Source organism: Bradyrhizobium sp. Leo114 (assembly GCF_055229415.2).
On the sequence record NZ_JBUYEN020000035.1, the window covers coordinates 16,267 to 41,334 of the forward strand.

Consider the following 25,068-nt stretch of genomic DNA (forward strand, 5'->3'; position numbering starts at 1 on the left):
TTCTCATGCGCGTATTCGTCACCGGCGCCGCCGGATTTATCGGCACCGAAACTACAAAAGAACTCATCGCAAACGGGCATCAGGTTGTCGGCCTCGCGCGCTCTGAAGCGAACGTCCAGACGCTCGAGAAACTAGGCGCGGAGGTTCATCGCGGCTCGCTGCAGGACCTGGAAAGCCTGAAGCGCGGCGCAAGGGATTCGGACGGCGTGATCCATCTGGCCTTCATCCATGATTTCACGAAATTCGCGGAGAATGGCGCGATCGACAAGGCCGCCATCGAAGCCATGGGCGACGTGCTGGCTGGCACGAACAAGCCTTTCATCGTGACCTCGGGAACGGGCCTCATCGCGCCAGGTGTGGTGATCACCGAAGATATGCGACGCGATTCAAGCCCGCATGTTCCGCGCGTATCCGAGCAGGCCGGTTTGGCCTATGCGTCGCGTGGCGTGCGCGCGATGGCGATACGCCTGCCGCAAGTGCATGGCGCCGACGGAAAAGCTGGGCTGATCACTTATCTGCTCGAGCTCGCGCGTCAAAAAGGCGCCGCCGCCTATGTCGGCGAAGGCGCCGAACGCTGGGCTGCGGCGCATAGGCAGGATGTCGCCCGCCTATACCGGCTTGCGTTGGAGAAGGGCGCGGTAGACGGAATTTACCACGCTGTTGGCGAAGAAGGCGTACCCATGCGCCAAGTCATCGAAGTGATCGGCCGCGCGTTGAATGTGCCGGTTGTTTCGATCAAGAAAGAAGAGGCGGCCGATTATTACGGGCCACTGGCAATGTTCGCCGGTTTGGACATGCCGGCCTCCAGCGCGTTGACGCAGCAGCGGTTGGGCTGGACGCCCACGGGGGCTAACTTGATCGCCGACATCGGCCAGCCGGGTTACTTCAAGGTTTGAGCGATCCGAGAGGTTTTCGAACACAAGCTCGAATACCAGCGCCCTAGCGTCTGCCGGCCGATTGACGCAAATACTTCGCTCTGCAAACCTCGCCCCCTTCGCGAGATCGGAGGGCGCGAGCGTGCTGCGTAGAGCGACACCGGAGCGACTGAGCACGTTCTCGGACGGCGTGTTCGCCGTGCTCATCACAGTGCTGGTCTTGGAATTGAGACCGCCGGAGCGGCCCACTTTCGAGGCGTTGCTGGCTCTCTGGCCGACGTGGCTAAGCTATGCCGTCAGTTACCTCTTCATCGCCATTGTCTGGGCCAATCACCACTACCTGATGCGCTACGCCGATGAGGCCACGCCGAGCCTGTTGTGGTTCAATTTCGCGCACCTGTTTTCGATGTCGCTGCTTCCCCTCTCCACGGCCTGGATGGCAGTGAGCGAACTCGCGCCGCAGCCGGTGGCGTTCTACGCGGCCGTTTTCTTCCTGGTGAACGCGACCTACATCGCGCTGATCTGGGAGCTCATCGATCGGACCCCCGACGGGAAGATTCCACCAAAGGTGCGCAGGATCATGCGCGTGCGGTCGCTGGCGACATTGTGCCTCTTCGGTGTGTCTGCCGTCGTGGCCTTGAGATATCCGCTCGTCGGCCTCGGAATCTGCATCTGCTGCCTCATCGGCTATCTGAGACCAGATCCGCCATGGACTCCGCAGCGCGATGGAACCGCGGACTCAAAAATCGACAACGACATCGCCGATCGGTCGTGAGCAGCAAACCAGAACGTTGCCGTCAGCAGGCTTATCGAGCGGTTCCGGTCCATAGGCGACCGCGCCTGAAACCAGGCCGCTTTCACAGTTGTGACAAACACCGGTCCGGCACGACCAACGAACCGGCACGTTGCACGCCTCGGCCAGTTCCAAGATGCTCTGATACGCCGACGCTTTCCAGTGTGCGGCAACGCCGCTTCGCGCGAACGATACCAGCGGACCGGTGTTGGCGTCGTCCTCCGGTGGATGAGGCGCACGCATCGGTGCGCCGACGATGCCGGGAGTCATCGACTCGCTGCCATTGAAAATTTCGACGTGAAGGCGCTCCGGCGGCACGCCAAATGACGCGAGCGCGGTTTTCATGTCCGCCATGAACCGGGCCGGGCCGCAGAGGTAGACCTCCGCCTCTCGCGGAACGCCGACCTCGTCAAAGATCGATTGCGACAGATGACCGGTCGCGTCGAAGTCCTCGCCGATCTTATCGCCCGAGCCCGGTCTGCTGTAGCTAACATAGCTGCGGCCGCGGGTGAGCCCGAGCATGAGGCGGCGGACTTCGGCGGCAAATGGATGATGCTGTCGGTCGCGAGCCGCGTGCAGCCACACGACTTGCCGTGTCGAGCGGGCCTCCGCCAGCGCGTGCAGCATCGCCAGAACAGGCGTCGCTCCGATTCCCGCGCTGAGCAACACCACGGGCCGCTCCCCGGACTGCAGAATGAAGCTTCCACGCGGCGAGCTGACGTCGAGCACATCGCCCACCTGGAGATGCTTCCGCAGGTAGGTTCCGGCCACCCCATTCGGCTCGATCTTTACGCTGATCCGATAGCGCTCCGTCGAGAGAGGACCCGAGAGGGAGTAGCTGCGAAAGAGTGGCGGGCCGTCGGTCGGTCGAAGACGTAAGACGAGGTACTGACCTGGCAAGGCCAGTTGCAGCGGCTGACCATGCGGATCCTGCATCGACAGCGAGAGGACGTCCGCGGACTCCTGATCGATCGCCGCCACGGCGAGTGGCCGAAATCCCGGTGCAACCGGATGCAAAGCTGCTGCCGGCGCGAGCCCCGCGTTTCCGCTCCCCGCAGCAGTCGTTTGGCTCTGCAGCAATGCCTCAAACGACGATCGCCATCCAGGCGAAAGCGCCTCGATGCGCAAGGCGCGCTCCAATCGGTCACGCGCGTGATCGGGCGAATAGAGCAGCGCATTGATCTCGGCGACGGTCATTCGCTCGTTCGCCTCGCCCACCTTCACGATTTCGTCGCCGGCACCCACCTCCCCTTCCCTTAGGACGCGGAAGTAGAACCCCGGCCGTCCGCTGGATGTCAGCAATGCCGGCATCCGTGGCTCGTTCATCCGAATGCCCACGCGATAACAGGTCACGCGAGGCTGAGTGACCTCGAACAGCGCAGTGCCGATCTGATAGCGATCGCCGATGCACACGGCGTCGTCAGGCAACCCGTCGATCGTGAAATTCTCGCCGAACTGTCCGTGGACAAAGTCGGTCCGGTTCAGTTGATCCTGCCAATGGCGATACGACTCGGTCTGGTAGACGAAGACGGCTCGCTGCTCACCTCCGTGGCCGGCCAGGTCCCCTTGACCGTCTCCGTCCAGATTCAACCGGCCTGCCCGACAGCGGCCGCGCACCGGATTTTTCCAGATCCCGGTGTGTACAGTGCGCCCCTTCCACGCGATATCGCGCGGAAGCCCGACGTTCACCGATAGCAACCGCGCCATGTCCTGCTCCGCTTTTGTGGGGACCGGAAGTTTCCTAGCCGCTCTCAGCCGCGGGGCCGCTATCGGGTGACCGCTGATGCCCATTTGCAGGGCGAACCACCTCGGCGAGGTCGAGGTTGCGATCGGCGCCATGCGGGACCACCGTCTGACCCGGCTCAAGATGGAGCTGGGTGCCATCGAGAAGGACCGTGACGAGATCAGGTTCGAACGACACCAGGTTGGAGATGCGGCGCACCTCGGGATAAGCATCAGGATAGAACCAGGCCGCCTGGCGTGCGTCACCGATGCTGTAGTAGCTGCACAGTCCTTTGTACGGGCAGAAGGTCTGGAGTTTCACCGGAGCGAGAGCGGCCTCATCGATATCAGCGCGTGGAACGTACCAGCGCGGCGCGAAGCCGGACTCGTAGAGGACCAGCGGCCGCTTGGTGTCGGCGATGATCCGTTCACCATGGCGGACAACGAGGTTACGCGAGGCCTGGCGAATGTCGATGCGGTGGTAGGGGTCAGCGGCATGGCCGAGGATTCTTTCGTCTTCTTCGTAGAATGCATCCATGGCCCGCCAGGCGAATGCGACGCGCGCCTGCAGTTCGCTCGCGTGGGCGGGCAGACCGGTGTGCTGCCACGCTCCTCGCGGCGCGATGTGTTGTTCGTCCGCCCGAACGCTGTACCAGGACGTGGGCCCGAGATCGGGATGCTCCGTGGTATGCTCGGTGCGCTCCAGGACGTGTGGCGAAACATCGCTCTCCGGGAAATAGGCGACCGGATACCGGCCCGGTTCGAAGAGCAAGAGGACATGCTCGCTGTCAGCGATCCAGATTTCCCCGAAGCGCACGCGCATGCGCCGGCGCAAACGCTCTACGTATAACAATCGCTTCGGCAGCGGTTCGGGCACGAGGAACCGGCCAAATGCTCCCGTTGAGAGCGGACCTTGTTGCCAGGACAGTCCCACTGCTCTCTCCCTCAAGGGTTGATGATCGAGGCCGGTTGACGTCCGGAAGTATATCTACCCTGGAACGGCGACCTGCAGCAAGGTTCCATGAACCTCCTGCCGATCAAGGCGACGCCTCACTGCCGATCTTGAGCACCGCCTTCATGTTGGGATGGAAGCGGCAGTAGTAGTCGACCGTGCCCGCCTTCTTCAGGACGTAAGTCACGGTCTTCCTCGGCGGTATCGTCACGTCGAAATCGCCGTTCTTCGCGGTCGCAGTGTGCGCGACCACGTCCTTGTTCACCCATTCAATGGTATCGCCGAGCTTGGCCGTGGCCTCGGCCGGCGAGACCACCAGATTCTCCATCACGATCGTGATCGTCGCGGCATGCGCGGGGACCGCCATCGCCGCAAGGGAAAGCACGCCGGCGATCAGACAGAGGCGTCCGGGCTGCATGGGCAGCTCCCCTACAATGTTATTTCAGCTCTGCGGCGACATGCTCGGCGTGCTGCTCGTGGCCCTGAAAGATCTTCAGGCCGGTCTGCAGCAAGCTCTTCAGCTCGGGGTTGCTGGCCGATGGGATCAACTTCGTTTCCAGCGCGCTGTCGACGATCTTGTGATAGGCGACCTCGTTGGCGATGTAGGCCTTGTCGAAGGCGGCGCCGTGGAGCTTGCCGAGCTCGGCGAGCTTGTCGGCCGCCTGCTTCGACAATGCCTTGCTGGTGTCGTTGTCTTCGGGCGTGACCTTGAGCTTCTTGACGAGGTCGAGCGCTTGCTTGTTCACGGCCTCATGGTCGCGCACCATGTCTTCCGCGAACGCCTTGACGTCCTTGTTGCTGGCCTTCGTCAGCGCCTGCTTGGCCGCCGCGATGTCGATATTGCCGGCGGTGTACGCGACGTGGGCGATCTGTGGATCGGTGAGCTTGCTTTCGGCAAGCGCTGGGCTGCTCAACAACATCACCGCGGCGATCGCCGCTCCCAATTGAGCGAACATATCTGGTCCTCCTGTGGCGCCTCGGGTTCCCGACGGCGCATTTCGCTTGCACAGGAGTTGGATGGCGATCGGTGGGCGAGGTTCCCAAAATTCTTCAGATGTAGTCGAGCCGTTGCAGCACGGCTTCGGTCAGCCGGTCGCAGCGGCGGCCGGCGAACGGGAACATCTCCATGATGACAGGACCAATCTTCTTCTCGACATTGTCGCGCAGCATGGCGCGGGCGCGGTGCAGCCGCGTCTTCACCGTCTCAGGCCTCAGGTCAAGAAGCTCGGCGGTCTCCTCGACATTCATGCCCTCAACCACGCGCGTGATGAAGACGAGGCGAAACGCCTCCGGCAGTTCGTCGATGGCGGCCTCGACAACTCTGTGGATTTCGCGCTGAGCCATGGATTTTTCAGGATCGTCTGCAGTGGACATCAGGGGAAACTGGATGATCTGCGCTTCCAGCGCGCCTTGCGGCAGTGACGAAATTTCGACCCCGGGCCGCTCGCGGCGCAGCCGTCCCAGCGCCTCGTTCATCGTGATCCGCGACAGCCATGTTGACAGGCTGGACTCGCCGCGGAAATCGGCAAGATGCGTGAAGGCCCGGACATAGGCTTCCTGGACGACGTCCTCGGCCTCGCTGTCGTTGCGCAGGATGCCGCGCGCCAGCCGATAGAGCCTGCGATTGTTGGCTTTAAGGATGGCGCGAACGGCGGCCTCGTCGCGCGCCAATGCGCGCTTGACGAGTTCGACGTCGCCGGCCGCAGCCGGCGCAGACTTGGGTGTGGTGGCCGATTGCATAGCGTTCTCGCCTTCATTCCAGCGGATACCAGAATTAGATGCGGCCGAGGCGCAGAGGTTCCCGAAAATCGCCCCCGCCCTACCCCTTGCGGCCGCGCGACTTCACTTCCTTGGCGTAGACCTCCTCCTTGAAGCCGACTAGGAGCTTGCCGCCGAGGTCCAGCACCGGCCGTTTGATCATCGACGGCTGCGCCGCCATCAGCGCCAGGGCCTTGCGCTCGTTCAGGCCTTCCTTGTCGGCGTCGGGCAATTTCTTGAATGTGGTGCCCGCCCGGTTGAGCAGCGTTTCCCAGCCGACCTCGTCGCTCCATTGCTTCAGCTTGTCCTTGGCGATGCCGGCCGCCTTGTAGTCGTGGAAATCATAGGCGACGCCATGGCCGTCGAGCCAGGCGCGCGCCTTCTTCATGGTGTCGCAGTTCTTGATGCCGTAGATGGTGATGCTCAAAGCCATTCCTCGGGTGCGTTGCCACGAGAAAGTAGCTGCGCAATCGCTGTTGCGCCAGATTGGGCACCACGCCTCCTGTGAATTCCTCAGCGTCCATATCGCGTGAAGACGAAATCGTGATCCTTCGCATGGGCTTCGTGGCAGGCGAAGCAGGTCCTGTGCTGGGCCTCGTCCACGGGCTTGCCGTCGATGAACCGGCCAAAGCCCCAGCCGCCGGTGGAGGCGTATTTGGCGGAGTCCTTGACCATGATCTGGACGGTCGTGGGCGAGCCGGTGATGAAGGCGCCGTCGAGGCCTTCGACCGGGACATGCTTCCAGGCTAGCTTGACGAAGGTCGTGCCGTCCGGAAACGGCAGCGTGCCACCCTTGCTGGCCTTGACCGCGGTGGCATTGCCGAGGACGCCCCGCAGTTCATCGAGGCCGACCTCCTGTCCGACCGCGATCAGCTTCCAGTCGCGATAGCCTTCGGGAATCCTGACACCGAAGATCGGCGACGCCCCATCGTCGGCAAGGCTGGCGGCGAAGGGCACTGCCGTCGTGGCGCACGCCACCATGAGAGCCGCCAGGGCCCATTTCAGATTCTGTCGCATCAGTTTGATACCGTGTTGCTGTTCGATCAGGCGTTATCGACATCGATGACGGCCTGCGCGAAGGCCTGCGGGGCCTCCTGCGGCAGATTGTGGCCGATGCCGCCGGTGATGAGGCGGTGCTCGTACTTGCCGGAGAATTTTTTGGCGTATGCGCCCGGCTCCGGATGCGGCGCGCCGTTGGCATCGCCTTCCATGGTGATGGTCGGCACCGTGATAACAGGGAATGTCGCGAGCTTCTTCTCCAGATCGTCGTATTTCGCTTCGCCTTGGGCGAGGTCGAGCCGCCAGCGGTAGTTATGGATGACGATGCGGACGTGATCGGAATTGTCGAAGGCGGCCGCGCTGCGCTCGAAGGTGGCGTCGTCGAAATTCCACTTCGGCGAAGCGAGCTGCCAGATCAGCCTGGCGAAGTCGTGCCGGTACTTGTCATAGCCCTGCTGCCCGCGCTCGGTGGCAAAATAGAACTGGTACCACCATTGCAGTTCAGCCTTCGGCTGCAGCGGCATCTTGCCGGCCTCCTGGCTGCCGATCAGGTAGCCGCTGACGGAGACCATCGCCTTGCAGCGCTCGGGCCAGAGCGCGGCGATGATGTTGGCCGTGCGCGCGCCCCAGTCGTAGCCGGCAAGCGTCGCCTTCCCGATCTTGAGCGCATCCATCAGCGCGACGATGTCGACCGCGAGCGCCGCCGGCTGGCCGTTTCGCAATGTCGCATCGGACAGGAAACGCGTGGGGCCATAGCCGCGCAGATAAGGGATGATCACGCGATAGCCGGCGGATGCCAGTAGCGGCGCGACGTCGACATAGCTGTAGATGTCGTAAGGCCAGCCGTGCAGCAGGATCACCACGGGACCACCAGCAGGCCCTGCCTCGGCATAGCTGACATTGAGGAGGCCGGCGTCGATCTGCTTCAACGGGCCGAACGACGTATGCGCCCCCGGCCGCGCCGCGGGCAGCGTCACCTTCTTGGCGCCCTGCGCATAGGCGGATCCGATCAGGCCGAACTGGGCGGCGGCGAAGGTTCCGGCGGCAACGCCGAAGAAGCGGCGGCGGCTCTGGTTGATATCCTGGGACATGGCGATCTCCGTTTCGAACTGGCGACCTTTTGCCCCCTCCCGACCGTGAGCGCTTGGAGACTATCTGGATTTATCCTTCAGATGGCTTTGATTTTTGCCTCAGCCGCCTTGTGCTAGGTTCGCTGCGACTCCCGTCACAGCCGGCAGGCCCTATAAATTGCTCTATCATTTCAACGACTTCGTTCTGGACACCGACCGCCGCGAGCTGCGCCGGGACGATGGGCTCGTCGCCGTCGAGCCGCAGGTGTTCGATCTGTTGGAATTCCTGATCCGTTCACGCGAGCGTGTCGTCAGCCGCGACGACCTGTTAGCCGCCGTCTGGCACGGACGGATCGTCTCGGAGGCGACGCTGAGCAGCCGGTTGAACGCCGCACGCGCGGCGATCGGCGATAATGGCGATGAGCAGCGGCTGATCCGCACGCTCCCCCGCAAGGGCATTCGTTTCGTCGGCGAGGTCCGCGAGCAAGCCGCCGACGAGAGCACGAGCCTGCCGGTTGCCGCCTTCGAAGGCCCGTCGATCGCGGTGCTCCCGTTCACCAATATGAGCGGCGATCCCGAACAGGAGTATTTTGCCGACGGGATCGCCGAGGACATCATCACGGCGCTGTCGCGCTGCAGCGGACTGTCCGTGATCGCGAGAAACTCCTCCTTCACCTACAAGGGCAAGGCGGTCGATATCCGCCAGGTCGGCCGCGAGCTCGGCGTCGGCTACGTGCTGGAAGGCAGCGTTCGCCGCGGTGGCGATCGGTTGCGGATCACGGGACAGCTCATCGACGCGAATTCGGCCGTCCATCTCTGGGCCGACCGCTTCGACGGCGACGCGAGTGAGGTCTTCGACCTGCAGGACCGCATCACCGAAAGCGTGGTGGCCGCGATCGAGCCGACGCTGCATCTCGCCGAAGCGGAGCGCCGCAGGTCCTCTCCCCCAAGCCGGCTCGACGCCTACGATCTGCTGCTGCGCGCCTACAGCCTGCGTTATGAGTTCATCGCTGAGAGCATTGCGGCGGCGATCGATTGCCTCGACCAGGCGCTGGCGATCGATCCGGCCTACGCGCCGGCCATGGCGGCTTCCGCCTATTGCCATGCGCTGCGCCATTTCCAGGGCTGGATCGGGCCGGACCAGGACTATCGCAGCAAGGCCGTCACGCTGGCCTGGCGCGCGGTCGAGCTGGGGCCGAACGATGCGCAGGTGTTGTGGATGGCGGCGTTCGCGATCTGGAACATGGCCGACGAAATCGAGCCGGCGCGCGAATTGTTCAGCCGCTCGCTTGCGATCAATCCGAATTCCGCGATGGCGTTGACGCTCGGCGGCTGGATCGAGGCGATGCGCGGCAATCAGGGCGCCGGGCGTGCCATGATCGAGCGGGCGCAACGGCTCAATCCCCGCGACCCGCGCGGCTGGTTCGCTTCCGGAGCGCTCGCGATCTGCGCCGTTTTGGATGAGAATTTCCCTGAAGCGATTACCTGGGCGGAAAAAGCGCTGGCGCAGAACCGCCGCTTTGCGGTGGCGCTGCGCGTCCTCACGGTGGCGCTGGTGAAGACCGGCGAGCGCGACCGCGCAGCGCAGGTCGCTCGGGAATTGCTGAAGGTCGAACCGGAATTTTCGATCGCGGGATTCCTGTCCCGAATCCCCTTCCCGGTCGAGCCCATGGCGCAAACCTATGCCGAGGCGCTGCGGGCGGCCGGCGTGCCGGAATGATGCGTCTTCGCTGACTCCTCAAGCCTTCTTTGGTTTCTTCTGAGAGCGATTCAGTTCCACGGCCGCGCGAATGAGAGCCTTCAACGCTGCTTCGTTGATCTTGTCGCCCTCATGGATGTCGATCGCACGCCTGGTGTTGCCTTCGAGGCTGGAGTTGAAGAGGCCTGAAGGGTCCTCCAATGAGGCGCCCTTGGCGAAGGTCATCTTGACGACGCTCTTATAGGTCTCGCCGGTGCAGATGATCCCACCGTGCTCCCACACTGGAACCCCTCTCCACTTCCACTCCTCGACCACTTCAGGGTCGGCTTGCTTGATGAGATTGCGGACTCGAGCAAGCGTCTCGCCCCGCCAGTCACCCAGCTCCTCGATCCTCGCATCTATCAGCCGAGAAGGAGAGTCTGCTTCCTTCGAGCCGCTTTTCTTCATGGTGGCTGTAGCCTTCTTGTCCGCTATCGTTCGTCCTCGCACCCGCCGCTCACATCCATTCGCCGGGCATTTCGCTGGCTTGCTTCACCCAGGCGGCGAACTGCGCTTCGTCGAGTTCGTCGTCTTCATGAATGTCGAGGTAGCGCGTGTCCTTGCTCTTGGACTCGCCAGGCGGAACAGGACGCAATGACCTGCCGCGAAAGAAAGCCACCTTGACGTACTTCGTGAAGCAATGGATGCCGAGGAACCAGCCCTGGCCCTCGACGCCATAAAACGGAGAGTTCCATTTGACCGCCTTGCGCACGCTGGGGACGGTGCGCACGATCAACGCATCGAGGCGGCGTCCGACATCGCTTTTCCACCCCGGCATGGCGGCGATGTAGGCCTGCACCGGGGCGTCGCCGTCCGCCTTCGCGATCTGTGGGTTGCCTCCTGTGAGGAGAACAGGCTTTGCGTCCTTGCCGGACTGCAACGTCGGGGCCGCCGCCTTGCGCGGTTTGGCCGCTTTCGCCGCGCCCGGCTTGGCCGCCTTTCTCGCAACTTTCGTTGACTTGCTGGACGTCCTGTTGGCCATTGTGTTCACCCGCAGAGCTCACTCTGTCCGCCCCAACACCTGCTCCAGATTCGCAAAGAACTGCTGCCACCCGGCGTTGGCGCCGCCGTAGGCCTGCTTCTGATCGGGACGGAAGCCCGACTGCTCCATACGCAGATGAGTGCCCGTGCTCGTTGGCGTGAGCGTGAAGGTCACCACGCTCTTCAGGTTGAAGGCTGCATCGTCGTGCACAAAATTCCAGGTGTAGGACAGCGCCTTGTTCGGCTCGATCGCGAGGACCTCGCAGTCCAGCACACCGCCCCACTCGCCGCGAAGATTGAAACGGTGACCCACGACTGCCTTGAAGTCGTTCTTCATCAGCCATTCCTCGATCAGATGCGGTTGCGTGAGCGCGCGCCAGATCTTTTCCGGCGGATGAGGTATCTCGCGTTCGACAATGACGGAGCGCGTTTCGGTCGCAATGTTGGTCATTGGTCCATCCTTTTGAGCAGATCTTCGAGGTGGTCGAACCGGCTTTGCCAGAAGCCGGCCATCTGGCTGGTCCAGTCGATCAGCGGGGCTAACGCGCCGAGCTGCGCGCTGTAGTGCGTCTGGCGGCCTTCGTGGCGGTCGCGCACGAGTCCCGCCTGCTTCAGAACGACAAGGTGCTTCGAGACGGCCGGTTGCGAGACCCCGGCCAGAGCCGTCAGAGCCCCGACCGTCTGCTCTCCTTCGCGGCACAATCGCTCAAAGATGGCCCGCCGGGTCGGATCGGCGAGCGCCCTGAAGAGCTCATCGTGAGCGTTTGGCATTTGGGATCGATAACCCGTTGGCTATTGATCGATCTATAACCGGCGAGATATGCGTCAGTCAAGCGGGCACGTGGACCGGCGCCCCGGTGGCCATAGCGAGCGTGCCACACGATTTTTTTGCTATATCCGGCTGGTTATGCATCATGGCGTCGCTACGAGCCCCCGCCCGGCTCGAGCGCCTCGCCGAGTTCGAGGGGGTTTGCCATGGTCTCGTGCAGCTTCGCCTTGTCGAGCTCGCCCTCCGAGAGACTGATGACGACGCAGGCGACGCCGTTGCCGATCAAATTGGTGAGCGCGCGGCACTCGCTCATGAACTTGTCGATGCCGACGAGGATGGCGAGCGACTGGATCGGGATGTCAGGCACGATGGACAAGGTTGCCGCCAGCGTAATGAAGCCCGCCCCGGTGACGCCGGACGCCCCCTTTGAGGTGATCATGGCGATGCCCAGAATGCCGAGTTCCTGCCAGATCGTCAGAGGCGTGTTGGTCGCCTGTGCCAGGAACAGCGTCGCCAGCGTCATGTAGATGTTGGTGCCGTCGAGATTGAAGCTGTAGCCGGTCGGGATGACGAGGCCGACCACCGGGCGCGAGGCACCGAGATGCTCCATCTTCTGGATCATCTGCGGCAACACCGTCTCCGACGACGAGGTGCCGAGCACGATCAACAGCTCGTCCTTGATGTAGCCGATGAAGCGGATGATCGAGAATCCCGAGAGCCGCGCGATCGAGCCGAGCACGATCAGGACGAACAGCGCGCTGGTCAAATAGAAGGTGCCGATCAGCGCCACCAGATTCCAGAGCGAGCCCAGCCCGTAGGCGCCGACGGTGAACGCCATCGCACCGAACGCGCCGAGCGGCGCGACACGCACGATGATGCGGATCACACCGAAGAACACTTTGGCGGCCTGGTCGATCGCATACGCGATCGGCTCGCCGGCCTTGCCCATGAAGGCGATGGCAAAGCCTGATAGAATCGAGATCAACAGCACCTGCAGGAGGTCGCCGCGCGCCAGCGCGCCGAAGAAGCTGTCGGGAATGATCGCCATCAGATGGGCAACGATCCCCTCCTCTTTCGCCTTGGTCACGTAGGTCGCGACCGATTTGGCATCGATTGAGGACGGATCGATGTTGAAGCCGCTCCCGGGCTGCAGGGTCCTGCCGACGATGAGGCCGACCGCCAGCGCCACGGTCGAGACGGTCTCGAAATAGATCAGAGCCTTCAGGCCGACGCGACCGACGCGCTTGAGGTCGCCCATCGAGGAGATGCCGTGCACGACGGTGCAGAAGATCACCGGCGCAATCATCATCTTGATCAGCGCGATGAAGCCGTCACCGAGCGGCTTCATCTCCTTGCCGAGACCGGGATAGAAATGGCCGAGCAGGATGCCAAGCGCGATCGCGATCAGGACCTGGATGTAGAGGACCTTGTACCAGGGATGGTGATGGGCGGCGGGGCGAATCGCTTCTGCTGTCATGGAGGCTCCGCGGATGGAGGGATCAGGATGACGCCATCATGGATGAGGTAGCGCCGCGAACAATGCACGTTCCTGTTCATGCTGCTTTGCGGAATAGTCGACCTTAACCCTGCTACCGTAGCACGTTGTGCGAGCACAATCTTTCAAGAAAACCCGATGCCCGCTTTTCCGGATCATGCTCTGGTGTACGGTTGGGCTTGGCGTGACGAGCTCGCGCAGCATCCGCCGTGTTAGCGGCCGACGCGCTGCACAACCATGTCGTGCTGATCTCGGGCGGCGAACGCTCGAAAGCACCTCGCACTGATCGAGAGCATCGCGGCTGCGCTAACCGCACCGAGGCCCAATTGACCCTCCTCGTCACGCGTGAAATATCGTCGTGACGAGCAAAGGGAGAATCACGGCAGATGGCCGCGGACAGGCGAACCCCACGAGCCCGCACCAGCAAGACTGCCAGGTCCAGGAAGAGCGAGCCAGACTCGCGCGACGTGCCGCCTAGCGTCGACCTCGAACGCGACGAGCGCGATCAGGCGACGTTGACCGACCGCGCCTATCGGCAACTCGAGGAACTGATCGTTACCCTTGCCTTGCCGCCCGAGACCATCCTGTCGGAACAGTCGCTGGCGGTGAAACTGGGCATCGGCCGCACCCCGATCCGGGAGGCGCTGCAGCGGCTGGCCCGCGACGGCCTCGTCGTCATCCTGCCGCGACGGGGCATCCTGGTGTCGCAGATCAATCTCAGGACTCAGATGCGTCTGCTGGAGGTACGCCGCGAGCTCGAGCGGCTGATGGCGCGCGGCGCTGCCGAGCGCGCAACGCCGGAGGAAATCGCTCAATTTACGACTATCGCCAGGGACATGCGCCGCGCCTCCGATGAAGCCGACGACATGACCTTCATGCGGCTCGATCGCGCCTTCAACGAACTGGTCAGCCAGGCCGCGAGAAACGAGTTCGCCTCCCGTGCCATGGGCCTGATGCACGGCCTGTCCCGACGCTTCTGGTACCAGCACTATCGGGAAGTCGGCGACCTGCCGCTGTCGGCGCGCCTGCATGCCGACGTCGCTGAGCGGATCGCCGCGCGCGATCCGGAAGCCGCGGCGAAAGCGTCCGATCGCCTGCTCGACTACATCGAAAGCTTCACCCGCAAGACCATCGAGACCTGATCACAACACCACGACGCTGCGGATCGCAGCGCCGCGTCGCAGCGCCTCGAAACCCGCGTTGACATCTTCGAGCGAGATGCGCGCGGTGATCAACTGATCCAGCTTGAGGCGGCCGTCGAGTGCGGCCTGCGCCAGCATCGGAAAGTCGCGCAGCGGCCGCGCGCCGCCATAGCTCGAGCGCCGCATGCGCTTTTCCTGCATCAAGGAACCCCATCGAAACGCGACGTCCTGCGCGACATCGATCTTGCCGAGCCAGATGACCTCGCCGCCTGGCCGCACCGCCTCACTCGTCATCCGAAACGCACGCGCACTGCCGGCCGACTCCAGAACGAGCTCGACGCCGCGGCCATCGGTCAATTGACGCGAGAGATCGATCACGTCCTCTTTGGCGGCGTTGATCGCGTGCGTTGCCCCGAGCTGCTTGGCCAGATCGAGTTTGTTGTCGTCGAGATCGACGGCAATGCCGGCGCCGGCCATACGCGCGCCTTGCACGGCCGCAAGGCCGACCGCGCCGCATCCGATCACCATCACGCTGTCGCCGTAGTGGATGGACGCGACATTGAGCGCGGCGCCCACGCCGGTCATGACGCCGCAACCGATCAGGCAGGCTTGATCGAAGGCAAGCTCCTTCGGCACCACGATCGCCTGTTGCGCCGGCACGATGCAGTATTCAGCGAGCGCGCCGAGATACATCAAATGTTTGAGCTCACGCCCGTCGCCCAGCCTGGCGCGACTGCGTCCGTCGAATTGCACCGCGAGCGGCGCCTGTCCCAGGTAGGATTCGCAGAGGATCGGCAGGTCGCGATCGCAATAGAAGCAATGCCCGCAATGCGGATTCCAGGAGAGGACGACGTGGTCGCCGACCGCGACGCCGCGCGCATTCGGCCCGACCTGCTCGACGACGCCGGATGCTTCATGACCGAGCAGGATCGGCATCGGATTGCGCAGGCTGCCTTCGATCACTTCGAGATCTGTATGGCAAAGCCCCACCGCCTTGACGCGGACGAGCACGTCGTCGGCCGCGAGTTCGCCCGCCTCGACCGTCTCGATGACGAGCGGCGATTTCGGCGCGTGCAGCACCGCCGCCTTGTATTTGAGCCCCACTTCCAGATCTCCCGCCCTGCCCTGTTTCAGGATGCGGCCCGAAAAGCACCACTGTCTTTCCGCAGCGCCGCCAGCGCTGCGTCGATATCGGCGGAACTCATTTCCCACTCGTTGCCGAAATTGGCAACCACCGCCTTCATGAACGGCTCGACCAGCGATTTTGCCGTGGCGTCATCGTTCAAGTGCTCGGCCAGGATCGCCAGCGCCAGTTGTCGCGGCTCCTCCCCCTCGTAGCTCCATTCAAAACCGTTCGCGGTGTAGCGGTGCAGATCGAGCCTCTGATCGAGCGGCCGGCCATCCACCGTGACCACGACTCCATCGATAGTGCGGTCTCCGCAAAACCTTTTCATGCGTGGTTCCTCCCGACACCTCAGAGTCTTAGCATGATCCTTTCGGAAAACCGGTTTCCACTTTTCCGGATCTTGCAGCAATGATAGATTAGTGATATATCACACGCTAATTCAAATGTCATCCAAGTTCGACATCGGGAGGTCGGCCATGGAACTCGCATCAACCGCCATGTCGGATCGACAACGCCGCTACCGTGAAACTTATCGCGAGCGGGTCGCCGGCTGGTACAATGGCTGGCTGCACGTCTTCATCATCTACGTGATCGGCTTCACCGCACTCTACATCTACCTCGCCAATGTCCGCGACCTGCGCGCATGGGAATTGCTGATCGTCCCCGTGACTTTCCTGGGCGCGAATTTCTTCGAGTGGTGGATCCACCGCTACGTGATGCACCGCCCCTCGCAGATCAAGGCGTTCCGCGCGATCTATAACCGCCACACCTTGATGCATCACCAGTTCTTCACCGATCAGGAGATGCGCTTCGCCGACCATCATGATTGGCGCGTGACCTTCTTCCCGCCTTACGCCCTCGCGACCTTCACCCTGATGTCGATCCCGCTCGCGATTGTCGCCGGCTATCTCATCTCGGCCAATGTCGGATGGCTCCTGATCGCGACGACGACGTCGATGTACCTGATCTATGAGTTCATGCATTTCTGCTGCCATGTCGAGGAGAACTGGTTCGTCCGCAACGTGCCGATGGTGAACACCATCCGCCGTCATCACACCGCCCATCACGACCAATCGATCATGATGGAGCGTAACATGAACCTCACCTTCCCGATCATGGACTGGCTGTTCGGCACGTCCGATCTCGATCGCGGCCTGCTCGGTCATCTCTTCAACGGCTACGAGACGCGCTTCGTCAAGCGCAACATGCGCAAGACCGCGCGTACCCCGCGGATCGATCCGGCCGTAAGCTCCGTGCCGGCGGAGTGACCACCATGGCCGGCATCGAGCCGAATGGCCTCGCGCTGGTGCTGTTCGCGGCAGCCTTCGCAGCCTGCTGCCTCAGCTTCTTCACGCTGGTCGGCATGTTTCCGCCAAGTGCCAGGCCGCAATCGATCGCGGGCGCCGCCGGCGGGGTGCTCGTGCTCGCCAATCTCGCGTTACTCGTGATCCTGCTCGCGGGTGTGATCTTGTTCGCACACGAGATGCTGCGCTGGACCTCCGTCGTGGTGTTCGGCGGCCTGATCTTCCTGTTCATTCCCGCGGTGTTTCAGGTCATTCCGGGTGCGTGGCGCGACGGCCGCAGCGGGCTCGCCGTCCTTGGCCTAGTCCAGATCGCCGCGCTCGCGCTGATGCTCTCCCCGCTGCAGGGGTTTACCGCCTCATAGAGGAGTGTGCCGATGCCCTTCCCGATCAAGACAGCCCTATCGATCATCGTGCTGCTCGTCGCTTGCGCCGCCTATTTCTACCAGGACTCGATCGGGCAGCATGGTCCGAAGATCGCGATCATGGTGCTCGCTCCGTTCATGGTGATCGCGATGTGGATCTTCCCGGAGGTTACGCGGAAGTGAAGCGCTTGGTTTCTCAGTAGTTGATCTCCATTCGCAGGCCGCGAACGTCGATCTCATCGCCGCCGAGCCGCGCGTTGCTGTCGCGGGCTGCCGCCGCGCAGGCACAGGCATCGATCAGATCGTCGCGTCCGATCCCGGTGCCGCGACGTTGCGCCAGCCAGCTTGAAAGCTTGACGAAGCCCCGCTCGGCCAACAGTTTCAAGCGCTGCTCGCGGCCTCGCTCCGACTTCTTGCCATCCAGACGGATCTGCTTGCCGAGATTTCGGAAGATCAGTTCCGGATGTGCCTCGCCGATGGTCGCCTGACGCTTCGGCGTGATGAAATCGTCGACCTCCCTGATCTTGTCCCTGATGTTCCAGAGCTGGCAGGACACGCCCATGCCCGGGCCCTCGTGATGCCAGTAGTACCGATTCGCCGAAGCCTGGTCCGCAAACTCCCAAAGATTGCGCCGCGCGCCGAGAAACACCGAAGCGCCGACCAGTTCGCGGGCACGCAGATCGCAGGTCCGGTGCCCCCTCATCGTCAGGCCAATCGGCATGTCGATCATGGCGCGCTTGTGCGCGGCCGCGAGAAGCCGATCCAGGCGCGGCGAATAGTCGAAGCCGTGACTGCCCTGATCGTCGATCCAGGCCACCACCCAGCCGCCGCGAAAGCCGTCGAGACCGAGATAGCAGGACACGTCCGCTCCTTGTTTGTTGCGGTTACATTCTACGATGCAACTCTTGATCTTCAATACCAGCATATGCAGCTAATGTAATTGCGAGCATCTGCAGACGATCGCCGCGGCGGACGCGACGAAGTCGCATCGGATAACAGGAGACGGACATGCCCCTCGTTCGCATCGATCTTCGCAAGGGCAAGGACGCGGCGTTCCGGCAGGAAATTGGCCGCATCGTATATGACGCACTCATCAGTGTCGGCGTGCCGGAGAAGGACCGGTTCCAGCTCCTCAGCGAGCATGACGCAGATGGCTTCCTGTTCGATCCCGATTATCTCGGCATCCACCGCACCAACGATCTCGTGATCATCCAGATCACCTGGAACGAAGGCCGTACCACCGCGCAGAAGCAGGCGCTCTACAAGGCGATCGCCGACGGCCTGCACACCGCGCTCGGGCTACGCCGTGAAGACATCTTTATCAACCTCGTCGAGGTCAAGAAGGAAAACTGGTCGTTCGGCAACGGCATCGCTCAATACGCGAGCTGACACGACCGCGTCGTCGTCAGACAGTCTTTCCTGTTCGGCCTTGCACCCGCCCCGTTTCGCTATTCCTCGAACAGCGCACGCACGTCCTCTTCGGTGAGTGCCGCGCCGATGCGTCCCTCGCGATCGAACAGGCTGTCGGCCAAGGCGCGCTTCCGCGCCTTGAGCTCGTCCATCTTCTCCTCGATCGTACCCGATGCCACCAGCCGATAGATGAAAACTGGCTTGTCCTGGCCGATACGATGAGCGCGATCGATCGCCTGTTCCTCGACCGCCGGATTCCACCAGGGATCGAAGATGACCACCGTATCGGCCGCCGTCAGGTTGAGCCCGACGCCTCCGGCCTTCAGGCTGATGAGGAAGACATCGCTGTTGCCGTCCTGGAACGCTTCGATCGCGCGCTTGCGATTGGTCGTTTGTCCGGTCAGGACGCTGTAGCGGATAGCTTCCGCATCGAACCTGCCCCTGATCAGGTCGATCATCGAGGTGAACTGCGAGAAGACGATGATCTTCCGGCCCTCGCTCAGGAGTTCGACAACCATTTCCATCAGCCGCTCAAGCTTGGCCGATGGGCGCTTGGCGCGATCGTCGAGCTTCAGCAGCGCCGGATCGCAGCAGGCCTGGCGCAGCCTGAGCAGCGCTTCGAGAACGATGATGTGGCTCTTGGCCAGGCCGCGCTCCTGGATCGCCTTACGGACCTTGTCCGACATCGACAGGCGAATGGAATCGTAGAGGTCACGCTGACTGCCTTCCAATGCGATGCGCTCGACGATCTCGCTCTTGGCCGGCAATTCCTTAACCACCTCCGCCTTGGTCCGGCGCAAGAGAAATGGTTTCACGCGCTGCGCCAGCGCTGCTGCGCGTCGCGTATCCGTGCGCTTCTCGATCGGGATGCGCCAGCGCCGGCTGAAATCCGCCTTGTCGCCAAGATATCCCGGATTGGCAAAGCTCATGATGGACCAGAGCTCGCCGAGATGATTTTCCACCGGCGTCCCGGTCAGGCAGAAGCGATGCCGCGCTTTGACGCCGCGCAACCAGCGGGTGGTCGCGGCATTGGGATTCTTGATCGTCTGCGCCTCGTCCAGCACGGCCATGTGCCAATCGCGAGACAACAGGACATCGTGATCCCGCGCAATCAGCGGATAGGTAGTCAGGACAAGATCATGGTCCGCAATGGCGGCGAAGCTCTGCTTGCGATCCGAACCGTGAAGCACGAGCACCCTCAAATCCGGCGCGAACTTCTGCGCTTCGTTGAACCAGTTCGTCGTCAGGCTGGTCGGCGCAACGACAAGGGCGGGCTCGCTGAGATGACCGCGCGCCTTCTCCAGCGACAACAGCGCCAGTATCTGGACGGTCTTGCCGAGCCCCATGTCGTCGGCCAGCACACCGCCAAGACCGCTCTCGCGCAGCAAGTCGAGCCAGCCCAACCCCTGCGCCTGGTACGTCCGCAGTTCAGCGCGAAAATTTGCGGGCAACGGCGGATTCGACAATTCGCGATCCCGAAGCAGATTGGCGAGGCGCCGAAGACTGTCGGCGCCGCGGAAAGCAAATTCGCCATTTTCAAGCGCCAGCAGCGGCACGACATCCGCGCGCGAGAGCCTGATCTTTCCGGATGTGTCACCGAAAAGGCCGCTCAAACTGAGGCTATGAAGCGCAAGCACGAGCGGCAGGAAGCGATCTGCCGCGAGCGACAGGTGGCGGCCGTCGGCAAGCGGAAGATAGAAGTGGTCCCCTGCCTCGGCGAGCTGCTTGATCCGATCGGGCGTGAAATTCGGTGTCGCAACCAGGGCGGCCAGGACCGGCGCCAGATCGCGTCGCTCGCCGTCGATTTCGACGCCGAGCGCCAACTCGAACCAGTCGATACCGCTGGATTCCAATTCGGCATCGAAGACGCCCTGCGACTGCACCAGCCGATACGGAAAATCATCATCGACCAGCACATCGAAGCCTTCCGCGCGCAATTCGGAAACGCCGAACTCGAGAAAATCGAGCCAGGCGTGAGGCTCCCCGAACGTCAGATCGTCGACATGACCGGCATCGAGAAACGGGTGGATCAATTTCGCTTCGCGGAAATCGAACTCTGACAGCCGCTTGCGCGTGCCTTTCTCCTTCGACCGCCGCCGTGTGATCGTGTAGACCTCGCCGGCCTGAAATGCTTCGAGCGGATTTTCCCTTTCCCTGGGCTCGATCTCGATCGGGCCGTAGCGGAAACTGAGATGGGCAACCGCGGTCCGTTCGGGCCTGTCGTGGAAAAAGTGGGCACTTGGGCCCTCGCGTCCCCGCTTAAGCCGCAGGATCGGAATCGGATCGTCGTCGATCTTCACCGCCGCTGCCGGCGTTCCCGGCAACAGGCCACGATGAAGCTGCGGCAATCTCTCGCCGAGGCGGCGCGCCACTTCCGCAACTTGCGCGCGCGGGATGACGGGCGCCGACAAGAGCTGATAGGAAAGTCGAGGCGGCAGGCCCAGTTGGACCGGGCCGATCACGCCTGCGGCCTCATCCATATAAACCGGCGGCTCGGCGTTGAGGGCCGTCGCTCCCCGCACGGTCAGTTGCGGGGAAACTCCTTGCTTGCTGGCCTGCTGCCAATCGATGCGCCCCTCGCGCGCCTCGCCCCACTGTAGCGGCCGCCCCTTGTGATCGCGCCAGAACGCACGTCCGGTCGCGATGATTTGCTGCAGGAGCGCGAGGGATTGCAACCGAGGTGGGTGATAGTACGCCCCTCGCTCTCTCGTGAGCCGCATCAGAATGTCGATGTCGGTATCGCGAAAATACTTCGGTGCACGTTCGGCCGAGAAACTGGAAATGTTCGGACGCGTGGGACTGCTCCCGAACGTCCCGTCCTTGCGCATCTGGACCGAGAGTAGCGACACTCCCAGCAACGGCATTTGCGTGCCCGCTTGAGCGGGCTGCAGGCAGTAGAGCAACCGATGCGTCACATCGACGGGATAATCGTCGCCGCGCACGGCGGCGCCGATACTGTCGAGCCATGCGGTGACATCGTAAGGCAGAATCGACACGGAGCGGACGGGCGTCTTGCCGATGTCCGTTTTCTGCTCGGACGGCAATACACCGCTCAGCGCCTGGAGCATCGTCGCCACGACATGCTTGCAATTGGCTCCGATCGGACAACTGCACGTGCCGTCGAGGTCGATTAGACGCCCATGGTCGAATTCGAGCTCGATGTCGACACGATAAGGGCTGGGCTCACCTCCACGTACCTTGCTGCGAATGCGCGTGAGGTCGTCGCTGATTTCCAATCCCGTGACGCGCCCTTGGGCCTGATAGGCGTAGCCCTTCTCAAATGCAGAACGGCTGAAGAAGCTGTAGATGTCCTTTGTCTTCACGACATCCGGGAGCACCTGACCAAAATCCTCGACTACAGACATTTGCTGTGATCCGGCAATAACGAGCGGGATCCGTGACTTTTCGCAATCACGCCCGCCCGAACAGCTTGGTCATAGTAATGCGCCGAAGTCGTGGTGCAAATTTGCCTGGCGCGGCCGAGCCCCACCGCGCCGGTTCATTGCGAAGGTCCGGTTCTTTTCAACAGAAATTTTGGTGAGTCGAGACTTGCTTGGAAAGGAGTACCATCGCGGTCGGTTCCCGCCTCTCGCCCCCTGTCGTGGGTAGCCGTGCGTTTCTCACGCCGTTCTCTGAACTGCGCTTCAGGTCGCAGCGGCGGAGGCATCCGCTTCCATCGCCGAGATCTTGCCGGTGTTGAAGTCGACGACGAATGTCACGATACTGGATTTCACGGCCGCCGTGGCCTGCACCGCGCTTCCGCTCGCATTCTGCGCCGCGGTTGCCGACACGGCGGCGCTGTTCATGGCGAAGGTGAATATCTGGCGGTTGCCGACCTTCGCGCTCGATACCATCGTGTATTGTTTTCCCGTGCCGCCGCTGCCAACTCCGGCGGAACCGCCGAACAGCGTCGACGATGCGCTGGAGCCATCGGGGCTGTAAATCTGGACGTCGCTGTTGTTGGTCAGCGCGTTGCCCGTGGCGGGGACGTGGAAGCCATTGAAGGAGAACGTCTCCGAGAAGCTGCGCTTCTGGAGGATCGTGCCGGACGGCGGCGCGTCGCCATTCGCGTCAGTCGAGGCCGCATTGCGGTTGCCGGCAGTCACCGTCACTTCGGTGGTGCTGGTCAGCGAAATCCCTGCGAGTTCTTCGAAGCTGACTGGCTTACCGCCTGAAGAGGACGGTTGTGCCTTGTCGGACGAAGAATGCAGCGGCTGCGGCTTGCCCGCCGCTCTCAGCGATTGGACCAGGGCCGACAGCGTGTCGGCCGCGACCTGCTCTATTTTTGACTGGGCCAAAACCTGCTTCGCGCGACCGGAGAGATCGACAATGTCGGCCGGATCGCCCGAGGACTTCGTGTCAGATGACGCGGCGCTGTCCGGCTGAAGATCGTCCGCCACGGACGGGACATGGCTACAGTCACACCACTTCGAGCGGCACGAATGGTCCATCGGGCAACCGCACGACAATGGCATCGTCCGGCCGCACCTCGCCGCCTTCAACGACAATGCCCATCACGCCGCCCTTGCGAACGAGTTTGCCGTCAACGCGCGCGATGATCTCGCGCAGCATCCCCGGCTGAAACGTATCGATCTGCACGCAACAACTGCGCAAGCCGGTGATCTCGACGACCGCATCGCGCCCGATGTGCAGCCGCGTGCCCACTGGCAGCGCCATCAGGTCGATCCCGCACGTAGAGATGTTCTCGCCGAGGTCGCCGGGCTGCGCGACGAAGCCCTTGCTGGTCAGATCCTCGATGAGCTCGGCCTGGATGAGATGAACCTGCCGCAAGTTCGGTCGCCTGGGATCACGCGCCGCATCGAAGCGATGCTTGACCAGCGGCCCACAATGCGCGTCGCCTTCGATGCCGAGCCCCTTGCGCAGCACGACGACGTCTTGCCGATGTTTGGTGAAGCTGTGCGTGCCGCTGAGGAAAACACCGAGCACGAAAGGCGTCTGAATTTCGGTCAAACCAGGCATGGCACAAACTCCCGTTGTGCTGACATGCGTTGGTTGACGTTAACGCCTACGCGGCAAGCTCGACGAGCAGACCGTCTGCTTGTTGTTTTTCACAGCGAAAACAGATTGGCAAGCCTAACTATCAGGCATGAGGTGCCTAAGCCGGTTTGCCGTCGTCGAGACTGACGATGACAGCGGCGTTGGCGATGATGATGGCATCGCTGCCCTGCTCGGCCGGAATCTCAAGCCCGCCCTTGACCGCGGTGACGGTCACCGTGCCGTAAGGCAATTCCTTCGCGACCACAGCGGTGTCGACCGCATCGGGGTTCGGCACGGCGATGGTAACATCGACGAACATGTCGTTGGCAGTCTTGCCGAGCATGCGGAAGAAGCCGAGGCTCGAGTGACGGATCGCGTCCGAGACCGCGCGCCGCGCCGCCTTGGTCGCATCCTTGCCGTGAACATCGACGCCCATGCCCATCTCGGTGATACAGCGAACGCGTGCCATTGGATTTCCTGTCAGTTCGACTGCAGGGAACCAATCATATTCCCGGTTCGTAAGCAACCAGTGCTCTTGAAGCATGACATCCCGCCACGACTCTCGACAGCGATCGGCGAGGCTCTTTGTCAGTGATCAACTCCTGAGCCGAACAGGAACCTCTGTCGCAAGCACTGGTTCTGACCGCAAAGGCCGACACCTGTCGGCCCATGGTGCACGGTCGACCAGACGGAGACGTCCATGACAAAGTACTCGGAGGGCAAGGAGCGGTTCTTTGCGAATGGCTACGAGAGACGCGTCCTTCCCGATGTAGGACATTTCATCCCGCGCGAAGCGCCAGCCGAGGTTCTCACCGCCATTCGAGAGCTGTTGTCGGCCCGTGCGCTTTACAAAGCCATTGGTTAGATCATCGCGGCCCGCGTGCGTGGTCAGCGAGGGCCGCCGCTACCAGACCGACGGGACGAACCGATAGCGCACGTGCGAAGCATACTCCTCGTAGCCTTTCAGCTCCGCCCTCAGCGCGCTTTCCTCATGCAGGGTCCGCCAGGCGATGCCGAGGATAAACACCACCGACATCGCAAGACCGATCCAGGAACCGAGCAACAGCGGCAGGCCGACGATAAGGAGCAAAGCACTCGCATACATCGGGTGGCGGACGATGGCGTACGGTCCGGTATCGATCACCCGCTGATCCTCCTGGATCTTCACCACGGGCGCGGCAAAGGTATTTTCCCGAAACGTCCACCACACGCCGAGCAGATAGAGCACGGTGAGGACACCGCCAACCACCTGCAGCCAGACCGGCACCGCGCTAAAACCGGTGCGTGCGGCATCCCATGACATGAAGATCATCCAGGCGCAGAACAGCACGATGAAGAGCGTCAGCCAGATCCGGTCCCACGGCTTTTGGTCGCGCTGCACCGGTGAGCTCATGCGCTCGCGCAACAGCCGCGGATTGCGCTTGGCGAGCCACAGGGTAATCGCAAGGCCGCCGATCGCGAATATGGCGAGGAACGCCCAGCCTCCGGGATAAGCCAGGGTGCCGGCCGGCCACAGGATCATAGCGCCCATGATCGCGGTCCAGACCACGATCTGAAGAGTGACTTTCACCATG

The 25,068-nt window shown here is 62.6% G+C and carries 30 protein-coding genes; 9 read left to right on the forward strand and 21 right to left on the reverse strand.

Features of this window, described 5'->3' with window-relative positions; all coding sequences use genetic code 11:
• Nucleotides 1-5: 5 nt before the first annotated feature.
• Both ACZIRK_RS32510 and ACZIRK_RS32515 read left to right on the forward strand, forming a co-directional pair.
• Complete coding sequence (locus ACZIRK_RS32510; RefSeq protein ID WP_130226764.1) at nucleotides 6-896, forward strand: SDR family oxidoreductase; 891 nt, start codon at nucleotides 6-8, stop codon at nucleotides 894-896.
• A gap of 121 nt (nucleotides 897-1,017) precedes the next feature.
• Nucleotides 1,018-1,650 (forward strand): TMEM175 family protein, encoded by a 633-nt coding sequence (locus ACZIRK_RS32515; protein WP_130226765.1) that lies wholly within the window; start codon nucleotides 1,018-1,020, stop codon nucleotides 1,648-1,650.
• On the opposite strand, the gene ACZIRK_RS32520 is transcribed toward ACZIRK_RS32515, so the two are convergent.
• The 8 genes from ACZIRK_RS32520 to ACZIRK_RS32555 form a co-directional block, all read right to left on the reverse strand.
• A complete protein-coding gene (locus tag ACZIRK_RS32520) occupies nucleotides 1,615-3,375 on the reverse strand; it encodes an MOSC and FAD-binding oxidoreductase domain-containing protein (RefSeq protein WP_130226766.1) in 1,761 nt (586 codons plus the stop codon). The genes ACZIRK_RS32515 and ACZIRK_RS32520 overlap by 36 nt on opposite strands.
• Before the next feature lie 34 nt (nucleotides 3,376-3,409).
• On the reverse strand, nucleotides 3,410-4,213 hold the full coding sequence (locus ACZIRK_RS32525; RefSeq protein WP_474418836.1) for a DUF427 domain-containing protein: 804 nt from the start codon (nucleotides 4,211-4,213) through the stop codon (nucleotides 3,410-3,412).
• Between the two features lie 214 nt (nucleotides 4,214-4,427).
• Nucleotides 4,428-4,760 (reverse strand): cupredoxin domain-containing protein, encoded by a 333-nt coding sequence (locus ACZIRK_RS32530; RefSeq protein WP_130226768.1) that lies wholly within the window; start codon nucleotides 4,758-4,760, stop codon nucleotides 4,428-4,430.
• Between the two features lie 19 nt (nucleotides 4,761-4,779).
• The gene (locus tag ACZIRK_RS32535; protein WP_474418837.1) at nucleotides 4,780-5,298 is read right to left on the reverse strand and encodes a DUF4142 domain-containing protein; all 519 of its coding nucleotides are present in this window, start codon (nucleotides 5,296-5,298) and stop codon (nucleotides 4,780-4,782) included.
• A 94-nt stretch (nucleotides 5,299-5,392) separates the two neighbouring features.
• On the reverse strand, nucleotides 5,393-6,082 hold the full coding sequence (locus tag ACZIRK_RS32540; protein WP_130226770.1) for an RNA polymerase sigma factor: 690 nt from the start codon (nucleotides 6,080-6,082) through the stop codon (nucleotides 5,393-5,395).
• A 79-nt stretch (nucleotides 6,083-6,161) separates the two neighbouring features.
• Entirely contained in the window at nucleotides 6,162-6,533 is a 372-nt protein-coding gene (locus tag ACZIRK_RS32545; RefSeq protein WP_474418838.1) for an ArsC family reductase, read from the reverse strand.
• Between the two features lie 80 nt (nucleotides 6,534-6,613).
• A complete protein-coding gene (locus ACZIRK_RS32550) occupies nucleotides 6,614-7,117 on the reverse strand; it encodes a cytochrome P460 family protein (RefSeq protein WP_130226772.1) in 504 nt (167 codons plus the stop codon).
• A gap of 26 nt (nucleotides 7,118-7,143) precedes the next feature.
• Nucleotides 7,144-8,190 (reverse strand): alpha/beta fold hydrolase, encoded by a 1,047-nt coding sequence (locus tag ACZIRK_RS32555; RefSeq protein WP_130226773.1) that lies wholly within the window; start codon nucleotides 8,188-8,190, stop codon nucleotides 7,144-7,146.
• Between the two features lie 157 nt (nucleotides 8,191-8,347).
• Between ACZIRK_RS32555 and ACZIRK_RS32560 the strand changes: the two genes are divergently transcribed.
• Nucleotides 8,348-9,889 (forward strand): winged helix-turn-helix domain-containing protein, encoded by a 1,542-nt coding sequence (locus ACZIRK_RS32560; RefSeq protein ID WP_474418839.1) that lies wholly within the window; start codon nucleotides 8,348-8,350, stop codon nucleotides 9,887-9,889.
• A gap of 18 nt (nucleotides 9,890-9,907) precedes the next feature.
• Here the strand turns inward: ACZIRK_RS32560 and ACZIRK_RS32565 are convergent, their stop codons facing one another.
• The 5 genes from ACZIRK_RS32565 to ACZIRK_RS32585 all read right to left on the reverse strand — a co-directional run bounded on the left by ACZIRK_RS32565 (nucleotide 9,908) and on the right by ACZIRK_RS32585 (nucleotide 13,134).
• Nucleotides 9,908-10,315 carry a DUF1801 domain-containing protein gene (locus ACZIRK_RS32565; protein ID WP_130226775.1) on the reverse strand — a complete coding sequence of 136 codons (408 nt, stop codon included), beginning with the start codon at nucleotides 10,313-10,315 and terminating at the stop codon, nucleotides 9,908-9,910.
• Nucleotides 10,316-10,364: 49 nt separating this feature from the next.
• Nucleotides 10,365-10,889 (reverse strand): DUF1801 domain-containing protein, encoded by a 525-nt coding sequence (locus ACZIRK_RS32570; protein ID WP_474418840.1) that lies wholly within the window; start codon nucleotides 10,887-10,889, stop codon nucleotides 10,365-10,367.
• Nucleotides 10,890-10,907: 18 nt separating this feature from the next.
• Nucleotides 10,908-11,339, reverse strand: a complete 432-nt coding sequence (locus ACZIRK_RS32575) for an SRPBCC family protein (protein WP_130226777.1) — start codon at nucleotides 11,337-11,339, stop codon at nucleotides 10,908-10,910.
• Nucleotides 11,336-11,659, reverse strand: coding sequence for an ArsR/SmtB family transcription factor (locus ACZIRK_RS32580; protein WP_130226778.1), 324 nt, complete (start codon nucleotides 11,657-11,659; stop codon nucleotides 11,336-11,338). Before ACZIRK_RS32580 ends, ACZIRK_RS32575 begins: the two co-directional genes overlap by 4 nt.
• A 152-nt stretch (nucleotides 11,660-11,811) precedes the next feature.
• Nucleotides 11,812-13,134 (reverse strand): dicarboxylate/amino acid:cation symporter, encoded by a 1,323-nt coding sequence (locus ACZIRK_RS32585; protein WP_130226779.1) that lies wholly within the window; start codon nucleotides 13,132-13,134, stop codon nucleotides 11,812-11,814.
• 404 nt (nucleotides 13,135-13,538) lie between these two features.
• Here ACZIRK_RS32585 and ACZIRK_RS32590 point away from each other — a divergent pair, with 404 nt between their 5' ends.
• Complete coding sequence (locus ACZIRK_RS32590; RefSeq protein ID WP_130226780.1) at nucleotides 13,539-14,294, forward strand: GntR family transcriptional regulator; 756 nt, start codon at nucleotides 13,539-13,541, stop codon at nucleotides 14,292-14,294.
• On the opposite strand, the gene ACZIRK_RS32595 is transcribed toward ACZIRK_RS32590, so the two are convergent.
• Nucleotides 14,295-15,398, reverse strand: a complete 1,104-nt coding sequence (locus tag ACZIRK_RS32595; protein WP_474418841.1) for a Zn-dependent alcohol dehydrogenase — start codon at nucleotides 15,396-15,398, stop codon at nucleotides 14,295-14,297.
• Nucleotides 15,399-15,424: 26 nt separating this feature from the next.
• Entirely contained in the window at nucleotides 15,425-15,748 is a 324-nt protein-coding gene (locus tag ACZIRK_RS32600; protein WP_130226782.1) for a DUF6166 domain-containing protein, read from the reverse strand.
• Nucleotides 15,749-15,896: 148 nt separating this feature from the next.
• Between ACZIRK_RS32600 and ACZIRK_RS32605 the strand changes: the two genes are divergently transcribed.
• From ACZIRK_RS32605 to ACZIRK_RS32615, 3 genes are read left to right on the forward strand one after another with little or no spacing between them, the layout of a single operon-like run.
• On the forward strand, nucleotides 15,897-16,688 hold the full coding sequence (locus ACZIRK_RS32605; protein WP_028166010.1) for a sterol desaturase family protein: 792 nt from the start codon (nucleotides 15,897-15,899) through the stop codon (nucleotides 16,686-16,688).
• A gap of 5 nt (nucleotides 16,689-16,693) precedes the next feature.
• On the forward strand, nucleotides 16,694-17,086 hold the full coding sequence (locus tag ACZIRK_RS32610) for a hypothetical protein (protein ID WP_474418842.1): 393 nt from the start codon (nucleotides 16,694-16,696) through the stop codon (nucleotides 17,084-17,086).
• 12 nt (nucleotides 17,087-17,098) lie between these two features.
• The gene (locus ACZIRK_RS32615; protein WP_165421325.1) at nucleotides 17,099-17,269 is read left to right on the forward strand and encodes a hypothetical protein; all 171 of its coding nucleotides are present in this window, start codon (nucleotides 17,099-17,101) and stop codon (nucleotides 17,267-17,269) included.
• A 13-nt stretch (nucleotides 17,270-17,282) separates the two neighbouring features.
• Here ACZIRK_RS32615 and ACZIRK_RS32620 read toward each other — a convergent pair whose 3' ends face one another.
• A complete protein-coding gene (locus ACZIRK_RS32620) occupies nucleotides 17,283-17,948 on the reverse strand; it encodes a DUF429 domain-containing protein (RefSeq protein ID WP_130226783.1) in 666 nt (221 codons plus the stop codon).
• Between the two features lie 146 nt (nucleotides 17,949-18,094).
• Between ACZIRK_RS32620 and ACZIRK_RS32625 the strand changes: the two genes are divergently transcribed.
• Nucleotides 18,095-18,475, forward strand: coding sequence for a tautomerase family protein (locus tag ACZIRK_RS32625; RefSeq protein WP_130226784.1), 381 nt, complete (start codon nucleotides 18,095-18,097; stop codon nucleotides 18,473-18,475).
• A gap of 59 nt (nucleotides 18,476-18,534) precedes the next feature.
• Here ACZIRK_RS32625 and ACZIRK_RS32630 read toward each other — a convergent pair whose 3' ends face one another.
• The 4 genes from ACZIRK_RS32630 to ACZIRK_RS32645 all read right to left on the reverse strand — a co-directional run bounded on the left by ACZIRK_RS32630 (nucleotide 18,535) and on the right by ACZIRK_RS32645 (nucleotide 23,963).
• Nucleotides 18,535-21,861 (reverse strand): DEAD/DEAH box helicase, encoded by a 3,327-nt coding sequence (locus tag ACZIRK_RS32630; protein WP_474418843.1) that lies wholly within the window; start codon nucleotides 21,859-21,861, stop codon nucleotides 18,535-18,537.
• 279 nt (nucleotides 21,862-22,140) lie between these two features.
• Nucleotides 22,141-22,896, reverse strand: coding sequence for a hypothetical protein (locus tag ACZIRK_RS32635; RefSeq protein ID WP_474418844.1), 756 nt, complete (start codon nucleotides 22,894-22,896; stop codon nucleotides 22,141-22,143).
• 19 nt (nucleotides 22,897-22,915) lie between these two features.
• Entirely contained in the window at nucleotides 22,916-23,476 is a 561-nt protein-coding gene (locus ACZIRK_RS32640; protein WP_130226786.1) for an MOSC domain-containing protein, read from the reverse strand.
• Nucleotides 23,477-23,612: 136 nt separating this feature from the next.
• Nucleotides 23,613-23,963 (reverse strand): Lin0512 family protein, encoded by a 351-nt coding sequence (locus ACZIRK_RS32645; RefSeq protein WP_130226787.1) that lies wholly within the window; start codon nucleotides 23,961-23,963, stop codon nucleotides 23,613-23,615.
• A gap of 231 nt (nucleotides 23,964-24,194) precedes the next feature.
• Here ACZIRK_RS32645 and ACZIRK_RS32650 point away from each other — a divergent pair, with 231 nt between their 5' ends.
• Nucleotides 24,195-24,359 (forward strand): alpha/beta fold hydrolase, encoded by a 165-nt coding sequence (locus tag ACZIRK_RS32650; RefSeq protein WP_130226788.1) that lies wholly within the window; start codon nucleotides 24,195-24,197, stop codon nucleotides 24,357-24,359.
• 39 nt (nucleotides 24,360-24,398) lie between these two features.
• Here ACZIRK_RS32650 and ACZIRK_RS32655 read toward each other — a convergent pair whose 3' ends face one another.
• Entirely contained in the window at nucleotides 24,399-25,067 is a 669-nt protein-coding gene (locus tag ACZIRK_RS32655) for a methyltransferase family protein (RefSeq protein ID WP_130226789.1), read from the reverse strand.
• Nucleotide 25,068 lies beyond the last annotated feature (1 nt).